Annotated in this window: 12 protein-coding genes; 9 read left to right on the top strand and 3 right to left on the bottom strand. The window is 61.7% G+C overall.

The annotated features are described in order from the left end of the window. Nucleotides 1–226 precede the first annotated feature (226 nt). From ACIOUG_RS17765 to ACIOUG_RS17755, 3 genes are read right to left on the bottom strand one after another with little or no spacing between them, the layout of a single operon-like run. Nucleotides 227–2131: an ATP-binding protein gene (locus ACIOUG_RS17765; RefSeq protein ID WP_401067304.1), complete on the bottom strand. Its 1905-nt coding sequence runs from the start codon at nucleotides 2129–2131 to the stop codon at nucleotides 227–229. Next, nucleotides 2128–3060 (bottom strand): ABC transporter substrate-binding protein, encoded by a 933-nt coding sequence (locus ACIOUG_RS17760; protein ID WP_401067303.1) that lies wholly within the window; start codon nucleotides 3058–3060, stop codon nucleotides 2128–2130. The genes ACIOUG_RS17765 and ACIOUG_RS17760 overlap by 4 nt, the downstream gene beginning before the upstream one ends. 1 nt (nucleotide 3061) lies before the next feature. Continuing rightward, nucleotides 3062–5185 carry a TonB-dependent receptor plug domain-containing protein gene (locus ACIOUG_RS17755; protein ID WP_401067302.1) on the bottom strand — a complete coding sequence of 708 codons (2124 nt, stop codon included), beginning with the start codon at nucleotides 5183–5185 and terminating at the stop codon, nucleotides 3062–3064. Nucleotides 5186–5381: 196 nt separating this feature from the next. Between ACIOUG_RS17755 and ACIOUG_RS17750 the strand changes: the two genes are divergently transcribed. The 9 genes from ACIOUG_RS17750 to ACIOUG_RS17710 all read left to right on the top strand — a co-directional run bounded on the left by ACIOUG_RS17750 (nucleotide 5382) and on the right by ACIOUG_RS17710 (nucleotide 13449). Further along, the gene (locus ACIOUG_RS17750) at nucleotides 5382–6407 is read left to right on the top strand and encodes an NAD(P)H-dependent glycerol-3-phosphate dehydrogenase (protein WP_401067300.1); all 1026 of its coding nucleotides are present in this window, start codon (nucleotides 5382–5384) and stop codon (nucleotides 6405–6407) included. An 18-nt stretch (nucleotides 6408–6425) separates the two neighbouring features. After that, complete coding sequence (locus tag ACIOUG_RS17745; RefSeq protein WP_401067298.1) at nucleotides 6426–6773, top strand: DUF4389 domain-containing protein; 348 nt, start codon at nucleotides 6426–6428, stop codon at nucleotides 6771–6773. Beyond that, nucleotides 6770–7222 (top strand): phosphohistidine phosphatase SixA, encoded by a 453-nt coding sequence (gene sixA, locus ACIOUG_RS17740; protein WP_401067296.1) that lies wholly within the window; start codon nucleotides 6770–6772, stop codon nucleotides 7220–7222. Before ACIOUG_RS17745 ends, sixA begins: the two co-directional genes overlap by 4 nt. A 202-nt stretch (nucleotides 7223–7424) precedes the next feature. Continuing rightward, on the top strand, nucleotides 7425–9080 hold the full coding sequence (locus ACIOUG_RS17735) for an AMP-binding protein (protein ID WP_401067295.1): 1656 nt from the start codon (nucleotides 7425–7427) through the stop codon (nucleotides 9078–9080). Nucleotides 9081–9111: 31 nt separating this feature from the next. After that, the gene (locus ACIOUG_RS17730; protein WP_401067293.1) at nucleotides 9112–9555 is read left to right on the top strand and encodes a hotdog fold thioesterase; all 444 of its coding nucleotides are present in this window, start codon (nucleotides 9112–9114) and stop codon (nucleotides 9553–9555) included. Between the two features lie 204 nt (nucleotides 9556–9759). Next, nucleotides 9760–10566, top strand: a complete 807-nt coding sequence (locus ACIOUG_RS17725) for an alpha/beta fold hydrolase (protein ID WP_401067291.1) — start codon at nucleotides 9760–9762, stop codon at nucleotides 10564–10566. Continuing rightward, nucleotides 10563–11417, top strand: coding sequence for an alpha/beta hydrolase (locus ACIOUG_RS17720; protein WP_401067289.1), 855 nt, complete (start codon nucleotides 10563–10565; stop codon nucleotides 11415–11417). Before ACIOUG_RS17725 ends, ACIOUG_RS17720 begins: the two co-directional genes overlap by 4 nt. A gap of 115 nt (nucleotides 11418–11532) precedes the next feature. Beyond that, complete coding sequence (locus tag ACIOUG_RS17715; protein WP_401067287.1) at nucleotides 11533–12339, top strand: DUF4892 domain-containing protein; 807 nt, start codon at nucleotides 11533–11535, stop codon at nucleotides 12337–12339. A gap of 69 nt (nucleotides 12340–12408) precedes the next feature. Beyond that, nucleotides 12409–13449 (top strand): AI-2E family transporter, encoded by a 1041-nt coding sequence (locus tag ACIOUG_RS17710; protein ID WP_401067285.1) that lies wholly within the window; start codon nucleotides 12409–12411, stop codon nucleotides 13447–13449. The last annotated feature ends 231 nt before the right edge of the window (nucleotides 13450–13680 follow it).

The following is a 13680-nucleotide window of genomic DNA, read 5'->3' as shown; positions in this document are numbered from 1 at the left end:
TGAGGCAGGTGGGGCAAATCTTCCCGGCCGATCGACGCGTTCATGCCTCGTACCGGCAGCCTACTCATAGACTATTGCGTTGTGGTGAAAGTCACAGCACCAAGGACATGAATGTACACTTGTGCACTGAAATTTTTATTCAAGCCTCTTTTGAGGCTCGTTCGGGTGCCTAAGACTGCCGCACTTTCGCTTTTCACGCCAGTCGCAGATGGTCGAAAAACCGTCACTACTGCACCCAGCGCTGCAGAATCTGTTGTAGGTCATTGCGTTTGAACGGCTTCGCCAGGTAATCGTTCATGCCCGCCGAAAGGCAGGTTTCGCGGTCGCCTTGCAACGCGTTGGCGGTCAGCGCGATGATCGGTACATTGCGCCGTCCGGGCAGCAGGCGGATCTGCCGGGTCGCCTCGTAGCCGTCGATGATCGGCAGCCGGCAGTCCATCAGAATCACTTCAAAGTCATGGCCTTCAGCGCTGCGTACGGCTTGCGCACCGTCGGTGGCGACGCTGACGGTAAAGCCGAGGCTGCGCAGCATGGCTTCGATGACCGTCTGGTTGACCGGGTTGTCCTCCACCAGCAACACATTGCGCCCCTCGCCATGCCCGTTGCCATTGGTTGCGCGCGGTGCTGCCAGCGGCGGCAGTGTCTGCTTATATAAAGCCAGCGGGATTTCCAGGGTGAACACCGAACCTCGACCTTCTTCGCTTTGCGCTCGTAACGTGCCGCCCATGCGTTCAGCCAGAGTGCGGGCGATTGGCAGGCCAAGGCCGGTGCCGCCATAGCGCCGGGAAATCGAACTGTCGGCCTGCTGGAACGCATTGAACATCAACTCCAGGCTCTCCGAAGAGATGCCGATGCCGCTGTCGCGCACCGAACAGGTGAACCACAGCAACTCGTGATCCAGCGACTGCCACTGTGCCTCGATGCTGACCCGGCCACGCTCGGTGAACTTCAAGGCGTTGCCCACCAGGTTGACCAGTATCTGCCGGATCCGCGTCGGGTCGCCCTGCACCTGCAAATCGCGCATGTCTTCGGGAATCCGCAGATTCAGCGCCAGGCCACGCTGCACCGCGCTGTGCTGGAACGATTGGGCGCACGCGCCGATCAGGTCGGCGAGGTTGAACGGAATGTGCTCAAGCTCCAGCTCCGAGCGTTCGATCCGCGAGAAGTCGAGAATGTCATTGATGACTTTCAGCAGGTGTTCGGTGGACTCGGAAGCGAGCGCCGCGTACTCGATCTGCTCCTCGGTCATGTCCGTGGTTTCGAGCAACTGCAGCATGCCCAGTACCCCGTTCATCGGCGTGCGCAGTTCGTGGCTCATCATCGCCAGGAAATCGGATTTGGCGTTGTTGGCCTTTTCCGCTTCCTCGCGGGTCTGGATCAGTTGCGCCATCGCCTGATGCTGTTCGCGGCTGGCCTGCTCCAGCGCCTGAGCGAGGTTGTTGATGTGCTGCGACAGGGCGCCCAACTCAGTGTCATCGACGATCGGCAGCGGGGTCTTGTAATCGCCTTGCTGAATCGCCTTGACCGCGTTACCGATATCGCGAATCGGCGCCGACAGACTGCCGGCCAGACGCCGCGCCAGAACAAAGGTGAAGAGCAGGGCGAACAGCGCCAGAATCCCGGCCTTGAGCAGAATTTCCTGTTGCCGCTGACTGAAGGCATCGTTGGACAGACCGACGATCACCCGGCCCAGATAATCCTCGCTGGTCACGTTGTTACTGGCTTTGGCATCGTGGAAAAAATCGCTGTTCAGAGCGATCCGTTGCAGGCGCACCGGAGCCTGGAACACCTCGACCTGATGTGGTCGTTGGTGCGCGTCGGCGGCTTGTTCAACGTAGGCGAGAATCCGGTTGGCGCTGTCCTGCACTTCCAGAAAGCGCACGTTCGGAGTGGCCAGGGTTGCCTTGAGCAGACTTTCCAGCACTTCGTTGTTACCGGAAATCACCCCGTACTCGGTGGCAGGCGCCAGCTGATTGGCGATCAGTTGCCCGGTGTGATTGAGCTCCTGGCGCAAATCCTGAATCCGCACGAAGGTAAAGAAACTGATCAGCAGCAGCGTGAGCAGCAGGGCCGGGCCAAGGCTGATCAGTTGCGTGCGGGTGTTGATGTCCCAGCGGCGACGCAGATTCATGGGTGGCTTTCTCCTTCAGCCAACTGGCGGGCTACAAACGCTTCATCGATTGGCTCGATACCCAGGGAACGAGCGACCTGCGCATTACTTGAGACTTTGAAACGATCGGGATAGAGCGCGCGCGGCCATGTCGCCGGGGGGTGATCGAGCAACGTGTCAAGAATCGCCAGCCAATCGGGCTGATCGCTGTAAGTGCTGGCGAGGCTGCCGGCACGCACGAACGCCGCGTTCGGCCCGACCAGCGCCACTTGCCGGGAGTAACTGCTGAGCAACAGGTTTTTCGCGGTTTTCGGGTTGTACAGATCGGGATCGTCGAGGCCCAGCAACACGTCACTGTTTCTCAGCACGCTTTGCAACGGGCGACTGTCCTGAGTGTTGTCCCAACGCTGACTGACGATTTGCAGATTCAGCGGCGCCGCAGCCTGATGCAGTTCCTTGAGCAGGAATTCGCTGTGCTGGTCGAACAGCACGCCGACCCGCCGCACCTGCGGCAGAATCCGCCGAATCAGTTGCAATTGCCACCCCAGCGGTGGATCGCTCCAGAGCAGACTCAAGTGCGGCGGTTGTGCGCTACCCAGGCGTTGCCGCGCTTGCAGACGACTGATGCGCAACACCAGCGTCGCCGGTCCCTGCGACTCTTTAAGGCGCCAGTCGAGGCTGGGCAGATCGAGCAGAATCATCCGCAGATTGCTTGGCAACTTGCCCGGCGCCGGCAGGCTGGCCAGTGGCTGGAACCGCACGTTGTCGGTGGGACGCAGCTCGCTCAATGCCTGGACGAAGGCTTGCACGCCGGGGCTTTCTTCGGCGCCGGTCAATAGAATGTCGGCGGCCTGCACCGCCACGCCGTGCAGCCACGCGGTCAAAAACAGACAGGCACCGGCCAGCCAGTGGCCAAGGGTTGGCGTCTTGTTTGCCGCGGCGTAGCGCACCCTAGAACTCCAGCTCGGCGCTGAAGTACAGCACCCGGCGTTCGTCGTAATTGTTGTCGACGAAAGTGGTCGGTTCGTTGTCGAGCCGCTGTTGCAGCACGCCCGCCAGTTGCAATTGCGCCTTGCCCAGCGGAATGCGTTTGGCGATGCGCGTGTCGACCCGTTCGAAGCGATAGCCGTTGAGCGCGTTGTCGCCGTAATAGAACAGGGCGCTGTTCCAGCCGTGGCCCCAATCACGCAGCCAACCGGCAGAACCGCTGTTGCGCGAGGTGAATTGCTGATCCAGCGGATTACTCGCTTCGGCGTCGACGAAGGCGTAGGTGAGGCGCAGGCGATCGACCATGCTCAAGCGCCAGTCGAGCTGGGTTTCAGTACCGCGAAAGCGTGAGCTGTTGGCATTACTGGCGATGTATTGGTTGTTGCGCAGCGGCTCGCTGATCATCCCGGTGATTTCGTCGTAGAACAGCTTCACGTCCACGGCCAGCCCCAGCTCGGCGAAGTAGCCGTTGTAGCCCAACTCGCGCGAGCGCATGTGTTCCTGATCGAGATCGCCCGGGCCACGGGTCTTGACGAAGTAGCGCGCCGAAGACTGGCCGTAAGCGGACGGCCGCAGGTTGCTCACCTGATAGCTCCAGTTGACGTTGTTCTCGAACATGTCCGGCGAACGGATCGCCTCCGAGTACACCGCGCGCAGGCCATGGCGCGGGTTGATCAGGTAGTTGACGGCGAATCGCGGCGTCAGCGAACTGCCGATCAATCGGGTGTTTTCGAACATGGCGCCACCCTGCAACAGCCAGTGTTCACTGGCGCGCCACTCCAGTTGGCCGAACGCGCGCCAGGTGGTGTCGTCCAAGGTGCCGTTGAAGTAGGTTTCGGAATCGGCCCGGTCATAACGATAGTTCATGCCGCTGACCAGCCGCAGGCTGTCGGACAGGCTGAGGGTGTCCTGCAATTCCAGATCGTAGCGCGACTCGCGAGCACTTTGGTCGATGTCACCGCACAGGGTCTGGCTGGCACCGTTGCGCCATTGATCCAGCACCTGATTGGCCAGGGCCATTTCCTGTGGCGTTCCGGCTTCCGGGCCGGGGCCAGTGAAACGGGTGATGTTGCGCGCCAGGCGTTCAGTGTAGTTCGGGTTGAGCTGCCACAGCTGGGTCAGTTGCGGGCTGAACGACACTTCGGCATCGCAGGCGCGCCACACTTGCTGACGATCCCAGTGCTGGGCCGAACCTTGTATATAAAGGCTGTGTTCGGGATTGATGTCGAGATTCCAGCGCACCGAACCGGCGTAGTCCTTGGCGACCACGTCGGAATTGTTCCCGGCAGCGGTAATCCCCGAGAACACCGGGCGGTAGGTGTAGGGCCGCTGATTGCTGCCGTCCTTGGCGTTGATCTGCCAGTCGAGGCTCTGGTTGTCGCTCAGGGTCTGGCTGACAGCGAGGCTGAAGCGGTTCAAACGGCGGTTGTCACGGTAATCGGCGCCGTTGCGGTCGCTGTCGAAGCCATCGTCCTCCTGGCCGGACAGCGACAGACGCAGATCGCCGCCATTCCACCCCGTGCCCTGGCTGGCATAGAAGTCGTTGATGCCGCGCTGGCCACGGGTGACCTTCAGGCGCGTGCCGTGGCTGTCCGCCGGGTTGCGGGTGATGATGTTGACCACCGCCATCAGCGCGTTGGCGCCGTAGCTGACGGTGTTCGGCCCACGGAAAACCTCGATGCGTTCGATGTCTTCCATGGCCACCGGAATATCACTCCAGTCCACCGTGGCCAGGCCTGCGCGGTACACCGAGCGGCCGTCGATCAGCACCTGCATGCGCCGCGCTTCGCTGGCGTTGGTCCCGTGATAGTTGACCGCCGCCTGATTACCGCTGATGTTGCCGACCATCATCCCCGGCACCAGCCGCAGCAACTCGCTGATGTCCCGCGCACCGCTGGCACTGATCAGCTCGCTGTCGATGACGGTCATGCTCCCCGGCACCTCCGCTGGCGTCTGTTTCAGGCGCGTGGCCGTCAGCACCTGCGGCAGCGTTTCGCTGTCGACAAACAGGTCGTCCGCCTGCAACACCGGGCTGAACAGCAGCGCCAGCAACAGGGACGAACGCGAAGGGGGAGAGCCAAAAGACACGACACAGCCTTGATCGCAAAGAATTGGCGCGCATGTTAACCGAGGACAGTGACTTTTCCAGTCACGATGCTGGCATTTTCCTCGGTTTTATTGGTCTTCTTCCTACAAGTGCCGGTAATTGACGCAGGGGCTGGCCGCGCTTCGGGCGCCCCGTATAATGCCGGCATCGCCACTGGTATGGATTAACGGATTGCATATGACTGAACAGCGCCCGATTGCGGTCCTGGGAGGCGGAAGTTTTGGTACCGCCGTGGCCAATCTTTTGGCCGAGAACGGCCATCAAGTCCGGCAGTGGATGCGTGACCCCGAGCAGGCCGAGGCCATCCGGGTCAACCGCGAGAACCCGCGTTACCTCAAAGGCATCAAGATTCTGCCTGGGGTGACCGCCGTCACTGACTTGCAGGCCACCCTCGACGCCTGCGAGCTGTGCTTCGTTGCGCTGCCCTCGAGCGCATTGCGCACGGTGCTGGCCGCCCACGCCGAGCGTCTGAGCGGCAAGATGCTGGTCAGCCTGACCAAGGGCATCGAAGCCCACACCTTCAAACTGATGAGCCAGATCCTCGAAGAAATTGCCCCGCAGGCGCGCATCGGCGTGCTGTCCGGGCCGAACCTGGCACGGGAGATCGCCGAGCACGCGCTGACCGCCACGGTAGTCGCCAGCGAAGACGAAGATTTGTGCAAACAGGTGCAGGCGGCGCTGCACGGTTGCACCTTCCGCGTTTACGCCAGTGCTGACCGTTTCGGCGTCGAGTTGGGCGGGGCGCTGAAAAACGTCTACGCGATCATCGCCGGCATGGCGGTGGCGCTGGAGATGGGCGAGAACACCAAGAGCATGCTGATCACCCGTGCCCTGGCCGAGATGACCCGGTTTGCGGTGAATCAGGGCGCCAACCCGATGACCTTCCTCGGTCTGGCCGGGGTCGGTGATTTGATCGTGACCTGCTCGTCGCCGAAGAGCCGCAACTATCAGGTCGGGTTTGCCCTCGGTCAGGGCTTGAGTCTCGACGAAGCGGTGTCGCGTCTGGGCGAAGTGGCCGAAGGCGTGAACACCCTGAAGGTGCTCAAGGCCAAGTCGCAGGAGGTTGGCGTGTACATGCCGCTGGTCGCCGGGCTGCATGCGATCCTGTTTGAAGGCCGCACGCTGGAGCAGGTGATCGGTCTACTGATGCGGGCCGAGCCGAAAACCGACGTCGACTTTATTTCCACCAGCGGTTTCAACTGATTCAACAGGAAGCGAGCCATGAACGATCCGAAAACCGAAGCCAAGTACGAATCCATTCTCCTGCGGGTGCTGTGGATGATCGTCTATGTGCTGGTCTGGCAAGTGGCGCAGTTCATCCTCGGCGCCGTTGTGCTGGTGCAACTGATCTATCGTCTGATTTATGGCGCGCCAAGCGCCAGCCTGATGAATTTCGGCGACAGCCTGAGCCAGTTCATCGCGCAGATCGGCCGTTTCGGCAGCTTTCACAGCGACCAGAAGCCGTGGCCGTTCGCCGACTGGCCAACTCCGCGTACCCCGGAAGGCGAGGCGCCGCACGCCGTGGCGCCAGCGCCGCATCCGGTTCGTGATGAGGAACCCAAGCTATGAAACTCTGGGTGTTGCGTCACGGTGAGGCGGTGCCTTACGGCTCGTGCCCCGACTCCGAGCGGGAATTGACCGAGCACGGTCGCAAGGAGGCGTTGAGCAGCGCAGCGCAATTGATCGGCCAGCCGCTGACGGCAATCTATGCCAGTCCTTATCTGCGTGCGCAGCAGACCGCGCAGATTGTCCGCGAGGCCCTGGGGTTCGAGCCGGAGATCCGCACGGTCGAGTGGCTGACGCCGGAAGTCGATCCGGACAAGGTGGCGGATCAACTGGTGTCGGTGAGCAATGTGCTGCTGGTCAGTCACAACCCGTTGGTGGGCAATCTGCTGAGCTATCTGCAGCATGGCGCCGGGTATCCGCCGGAGAAGGTCAGTACGGCGGGGCTGGCTGAGCTGGAGAGCGCTGAGCTGCTGATCGGTTCGATGACCCTCAACAGCCTCAAGCACCCCTGACGCTGATTCCTTGTGGGAGCGGGCTTGCTCGCGAATGCGCTGTGTCAGTCACTGTGAATGTCACTGATAGACCGCATTCGCGAGCAAGCCCGCTCCCACAGGGCCCTCATTTTCAGCTGAAATTATTTGTTGGAATTTTCCAACCAAGCACTTGCTTGGTTGACTACGCTTGCTCCAGACCTAAAAAACAGGAGCGAGTCGCATGTCTGCCGCCTTCCGTTTGCCGCTGGACGTGTTTTACGAACGTGAGGCCCGGCACCCGCGCCAACGCTTCCTCGTGCAGCCGGTCGGCGGCGGGCAGGTCGAGACCCTGACCTGGGCCGATGTCGGTCATCAGGCGCGCTGCGCCGCGCACTGGCTGCGCGCCCGGGAGTTGCCGCAAGGCAGCCACATCGCGCTGATCTCGAAAAACTGCGCGCACTGGATCATTGCCGATCTGGCGATCTGGATGGCCGGGCACGTCTCGGTGCCGCTGTATCCCAACCTCACGGCAGATTCGGTGAATCAGGTCCTGACGCATTCGGAAAGTGTGCTGGCGTTCATCGGCAAACTCGATGACTGGCCGGGCATGGCGGTCGGTGTGCCGGCGGATTTGCCCACCATCAGCCTGCCGCTGCACCCGCCCGGCGCGTTCGATTTCAGTTGGGATGACCTGCAAAAGAGCTCGCCGATCCAGGACGATCCGCGTCCTGCGGCCGAGCAGCTGGCAACCATCATCTACACCTCCGGCACCACCGGGTTGCCCAAAGGCGTGATGCACAGCTTTGCCAATCTCGGGTTTGCCACCACCCACGGCACCCGGTTGTTCGGGCTCAATGAGCATGACCGGCTGCTGTCGTACCTGCCGCTGTGTCATGTCGCCGAACGGATGTTCGTCGAGCTGGCGTCGATCTACACCGGGCAGACGGTGTTCTTTGCCGAAAGCCTCGACACCTTCATCACCGATCTGCGCCGGGCGCGGCCCACGGCGATGTTCGGCGTGCCGCGCATCTGGACCAAGTTCCAGATGGGCGTGTACGGCAAGATCCCGGCCAGGCGCCTGGATTTTCTGCTCGGCCTGCCATTCATTGGCAAGCGGGTCGGGCACAAGGTGTTGGCCGGATTGGGCCTTGATGCATTGCGCGTGGCCCTGTCCGGTGCGGCACCGGTGCCGCAGACTTTGCTCAGTTGGTATCAGAAGCTCGGTCTCGATGTGCTGGAGGTGTATGGCATGACTGAAAGTTGCGGCTATTCGCACATTTGTCTGCCGGGGCAGTACAAACAGGGCTGGATCGGCAAGCCGTGCCCGGAGGTCGAGGTGCGGATTGACGAGTCCGGTGAGGTGCTGGTGCGCAGTCAGGCGAACATGCTCGGTTATTTCAAGGAGCCGCAGAAAACCGCCGAAACCCTCACCGAGGACGGCTTCCTGCGTACCGGTGACAAGGGCGAACAGGACGCCGAGGGGCGCTTGCGCCTGACCGGGCGACTCAAGGAAATCTTCAAGACCAGCAAAGGCAAATATGTGGCCCCGGCGCCGATTGAAAACCGTCTGGCGGTGCACTCGCGGATCGAACAGGTCTGCGTGGTTGGCGATGGTCTGAGTGCGCCGCTGGGTTTGTGCGTACTGTCGACGGTCAATCAGGAAGAAGGGCGGGCCAGCCTGCATTCGAGTCTGGAAAAACTCCTGGAAGAGGTCAACGCCGTGCTCGACAAGCATGAACGACTGCGGCGGCTGGTGGTGGTCAAGGACAGCTGGGCGGTGGAAAACGGCTTTCTCACGCCGACGTTGAAGATCAAGCGCAATGTCATCGAAGACACCTATGGCGCGCGTTTTGAGGAATGGAGCGCGCGCAGCGAGGCGGTGCTGTGGCAGGATTGACTGACGATCAAAACAACAAAGGAAGCCTGCGATGACCTTGTGGCGCACCACTCCGAACATCGAGCAGTTGAACGCAATCCAGAAAAACACCATCGGTGAAGTGCTGGATATCCGTTTTGAAGCCTTCGACGACGAATCGCTGACGGCGAGCATGGTCATCGACCATCGCACCCATCAACCTTACGGTCTGCTGCACGGCGGTGCCTCGGTGGTGCTGGCGGAAACCGTTGGCTCGATGGCCAGTTATCTGTGCATCGATGCCAGCAAGTTCTACTGCGTGGGGCTGGAAATCAACGCCAACCATTTGCGCGGTTTGCGCAGCGGGCGGGTGACGGCTGTGGCGAAACCGATTCACATTGGCCGCACTACGCACGTGTGGGACATCCGGTTGACCAGCGATGAAGGCAAGGCCAGTTGTGTGTCGCGTTTGACCATGGCGGTGGTGCCACTGGGTGAGCAGCCGCCGGTGCGGTGATGATCCATAAGATCAAAAGATCAAAAGATCGCAGGCTGCGCCAGCTCCTACATTGAAATACGATCCCATGTAGGAGCTGGCGCAGCCTGCGATCTTTGCTTTTCACGACATCTCCACCACCATTTCTGGCAGTTATGGTCATTGCTGCGGCTCCTGGTCTTACGGACAATCCACATCACGTTTCCCGTTCATGGATAAGCCTGCATGTCGCAACCGATCTTTTTCGCCCACGCCAACGGGTTTCCCTCGGGCACCTATGGCAAGTTGTTCGCGGCGCTGGCGCCCGAGTACCGGGTCGCGCATCTGGAGCAGCATGCCCATGACCCGCGTTTCCCGGCGGACGACAACTGGTACAACCTGGTCGACGAGCTGATCCACCATTTGCAGCAGCAGGATCAACCGGTGTGGGGCGTCGGCCATTCGTTTGGCGGCGTGCTGCACCTGCATGCGGCATTGCGCTGCCCTGAGCTGTATCGCGGCGTGGTCATGCTCGATTCACCGGTGCTGACCCGCACTGATCAATGGGTGATCCGCGCTGCCAAGCGTTTCGGCTTCATCGACAAACTAACCCCGGCCGGACGTACGTTGGGCCGGCGCGAAGAATTCGCCGACCTCGACAGTGCGCGCAGCTATTTTGCCGGCAAGACGTTGTTTCGCGGTTTCGATCCGGAATGCTTCGATGCCTATCTGCAACACGGATTGCATACGGTCGGCGGCAAGCTGCGTCTGCGCTTCGACCCGGCCACTGAAATCAGCATCTATCGCGGCGTGCCACACACCAGTCCGGGCCGCACGCGCCAATTGCAGGTGCCGCTGGCCGTGGTGCGGGGCCACAAGAGCCGCGTGGTCATGCGTCATCACAGCCGATTCGTCGGGCGCCTGCCGCAGGGTGAAGCACTGAGCATGCCCGGCGGGCACATGTTCCCGCTCGAACGTCCGCAAGACACGGCGCGCCTGCTCAAAGAGCTGTTTACCCGCTGGGAGCGGCGCCAACAGAAGGATTGCGCATGAACCCGAGCTTCGAAGAAGTGCGCCTGAGCCTGCCGCATATCGAACTGGCGGCGCACTTGTTCGGTCCCGAGGACGGCCTGCCAGTGATTGCCTTGCATGGCTGGCTCGACAACGCCAACAGCTTTGCGCGTCTGGCACCCAAGCTCAAAGGTCTGCGCATCATCGCCCTGGACATGGCCGGGCATGGGCATTCCGGGCATCGGCCCAACGGCGCCGGTTATGCGTTGTGGGACTACGCGCACGACGTGTTGCAGGTCGCCGAGCAACTGGGCTGGAAACGCTTCGGCCTGCTCGGGCATTCGATGGGGGCGATCGTCTCGCTGGTGCTGGCCGGTTCGTTGCCGGAGCGCATTACCCACCTGGCGTTGATCGACGGGGTGATTCCTCCTACGGACAAAGGCGAAAATGCCGCCGAGCGCATGGGCATGGCCCTGCAAGCGCAGCTGGATCTGCGCGAGAAGCGCAAGCCGGTCTACAACACCCTCGATCGTGCCATCGAAGCACGGATGAAGGGCCTGGTGGCGGTCAGTCGCGAAGCCGCCGAGCTGTTGGCGCAACGCGGCCTGATGCCGGTGCCCGGCGGTTATACCTGGCGCACCGATAATCGCCTGACCCTGCCATCACCGCTGCGTCTGACTCAGGAGCAGGCGATGGCTTTCGTCCAGCGCATCACCTGCCCGGCGCAACTGGTGGTCGCCGCCGACGGCATGCTGGCCAAACATCCGGAGCTGCTGGAGCGTCTACCCTTTAGCCAGGAACAGCTGGCGGGCGGGCATCATTTGCACCTGAACGATGAGTCGGGTGCCGACCTTGTCGCAGACTGTTTCAATCGCTTCTTCGCCATTCCTTGACTTGCACCGGGCAACTGTCGAGGCTGGGCGGGTTGAAATGGGAGACAACCACGATGGATTTCTATACCGCTGCGAACCCGACCCGCCAAGCCTTGCCGATCCGATGAGCCTGACTATGCGGTCACTCAGTCTGTTGGCGCTGTGCTGCTTCAGTTCCGTTTCGTTCGCCGCCGACGTGCCCGGCAGCCAGGATCTGCAGATCGTGCCGCGTCTGGCCGATGCGCAGATCGTCGATTATCGCCCTCCCGTGGAGCTTGAGCGGATCTATCCGCTCGGCTCGATCCGCAAGATCAGCGGCCAGTTGCGCTTTGACGGCCAGGTCACGGCACGCGGCCAGACCACCTCGGTCACCTACGAGTTGCCGCCTGAGCATTCCGCCACCGAAGCCTTCACCGCCGCCCGCGAAGCCCTGCAAAAGCAGGACGCCGAGTTGCTGTTCTGGTGCCAGGCCCGCGATTGTGGCGAAAGCAGCCTGTGGGCCAATGAAGTGTTCGGCAATGCCAAGCTCTACGGCGCGGACGAGCAACAGGCCTACCTGCTGTTGCGTCTGGCCGCGCCGAAGGACAACACCCTGGTGGCGCTCTACAGCATCACCCGCGGCAATCGCAAAGCCTATCTGCATGTCGAACAGTTCGAAGCGGGCGCGCCGTTGGGCGAGTTGCTGCCGACCTCGGCCACGCTGTTGCGACAGCTCAAAAGCACCGGCGAGCTGGACTTTCCCAAGCTGACCGGGGAGCCGGATGACACCTGGCTGCGGCTGATTTCCCGTGGCTTGAACCTCGACACCACCCAGCGCGTGACGATTGCCGGACCCAAGGCCGAGGCCTGGCGGCAGGCGCTGATCGGGCAGGGTGTGCGGGCGGCGCGAATGGAGGCGGGGAGCGCCGACGGCTCTGGCCTGCGCATCGATCTGTTGCGATAAGCTGCACCGGGCGTGCACGCGTGGCGTGTTCGCCTACTCTTTGACCGACTGACTTCTTCGAGACTCTACATGCTCAATAACGATCGGCTGTTGGTGCAAATCCTCCTGCTGGTGCTGTTCGGTGCCAGCCTGTGGGTGATGGCGCCGTTCTGGTCGGCGCTGTTCTGGGGCGCGGTGCTGGCCTTCGCCAGTTGGCCGCTGATGCGTCTGTTGACTCGCTGGCTCAATGGCCGCGAATCACTCGCCGCGGCTATTTTGACCCTGGGCTGGATGTTGCTGGTGGCGGCGCCGCTGGTGTGGCTGGGGTTCAACCTGGCCGACCATGTGCGCGATGCCACGGCGTTCATCAAGGATGTGCAGGTCGATGGTCTGCCGGAAGCGCCGGTCTGGCTCGGCACTGTGCCGTTGGTGGGTGAGCGGCTGGTCGGGCTCTGGAACAGCATCGATCAGCAGGGCGCGGCGCTGATGGTGTCGATCAAGCCGTATCTGGGGCAGGTCGGCAACTGGCTGCTGGCGCGCAGTGCGCAGATCGGCGGCGGGATTCTCGAGCTGACCCTGAGCATTGTCTTTGTGTTCTTTTTCTATCGTGACGGGCCGCGCTTGGCGGCGTTCGTTCACGGTCTGCTGGAGCGGCTGATCGGTGAGCGTGCCGGGTATTACATCGAGTTGGTGGCCGGTACGGTGCAGCGGGTGGTCAACGGGGTGATCGGGACGGCGGCGGCGCAGGCGATTCTGGCGTTGATCGGCTTCCTGATTGCCGGGGTTCCGGGGGCGCTGGTGCTGGGGATCGTGACCTTTCTGTTGAGCCTGATTCCGATGGGGCCACCGTTGGTGTGGATTCCGGCCACGGCCTGGCTGGCGTGGAAGGGAGAGTATGGGATGGCGGTGTTTCTCGGGATCTGGGGGACGTTCATCATCAGTGGCGTGGATAACGTGTTGAAGCCTTATCTGATCAGTCGCGGCGGGAATCTGCCGTTGGTGATTGTGTTGCTTGGGGTGTTTGGCGGGTTGATTGCGTTTGGGTTTATCGGGTTGTTTATCGGGCCTACGTTGTTGGCGGTGGCTTATAGTTTGTTGACGGATTGGAGTAAGAGTCAGGCTCGGGTTTAGGCGCCGTGGCTTTTTTTGGGGTTGGGGGCATATCCGTTGGTTTGGGTGTTGCGGCTGGCGGTTTCGCCCTTACGGCGAGTCACTTTTTACAAACGCCTAAAAAGTAACCCAAAACGCTTGCCCCGACGTTCGGCCCTCGCCGTGGCTCGGGTTCCTTCGCTACGGGATTCATCCGGGGGCATCGCCTCCGGTTTGCTTCGCTGCACCTCCTCTCGATGTGTTCGACTGCGT

It is taken from the genome of Pseudomonas sp. NPDC087803 (genome assembly GCF_044742995.1).
In the GTDB taxonomy this organism is placed as follows: domain Bacteria; phylum Pseudomonadota; class Gammaproteobacteria; order Pseudomonadales; family Pseudomonadaceae; genus Aquipseudomonas.
Note: the sequence above shows the minus strand (reverse complement) of the source record. Positions and strands in the feature narration are given on the sequence as shown.

Coding starts and splice junctions, on each gene's coding strand:
- ACIOUG_RS17765 (WP_401067304.1), bottom strand. CDS start 2,131: ATGAATCTGCGTCGCCGCTGGGACATCAACACCCGCACGCAACTGATC.
- ACIOUG_RS17750 (WP_401067300.1), top strand. CDS start 5,382: ATGACTGAACAGCGCCCGATTGCGGTCCTGGGAGGCGGAAGTTTTGGT.
- ACIOUG_RS17745 (WP_401067298.1), top strand. CDS start 6,426: ATGAACGATCCGAAAACCGAAGCCAAGTACGAATCCATTCTCCTGCGG.
- sixA (WP_401067296.1), top strand. CDS start 6,770: ATGAAACTCTGGGTGTTGCGTCACGGTGAGGCGGTGCCTTACGGCTCG.
- ACIOUG_RS17735 (WP_401067295.1), top strand. CDS start 7,425: ATGTCTGCCGCCTTCCGTTTGCCGCTGGACGTGTTTTACGAACGTGAG.
- ACIOUG_RS17730 (WP_401067293.1), top strand. CDS start 9,112: ATGACCTTGTGGCGCACCACTCCGAACATCGAGCAGTTGAACGCAATC.
- ACIOUG_RS17725 (WP_401067291.1), top strand. CDS start 9,760: ATGTCGCAACCGATCTTTTTCGCCCACGCCAACGGGTTTCCCTCGGGC.
- ACIOUG_RS17720 (WP_401067289.1), top strand. CDS start 10,563: ATGAACCCGAGCTTCGAAGAAGTGCGCCTGAGCCTGCCGCATATCGAA.
- ACIOUG_RS17715 (WP_401067287.1), top strand. CDS start 11,533: ATGCGGTCACTCAGTCTGTTGGCGCTGTGCTGCTTCAGTTCCGTTTCG.
- ACIOUG_RS17710 (WP_401067285.1), top strand. CDS start 12,409: ATGCTCAATAACGATCGGCTGTTGGTGCAAATCCTCCTGCTGGTGCTG.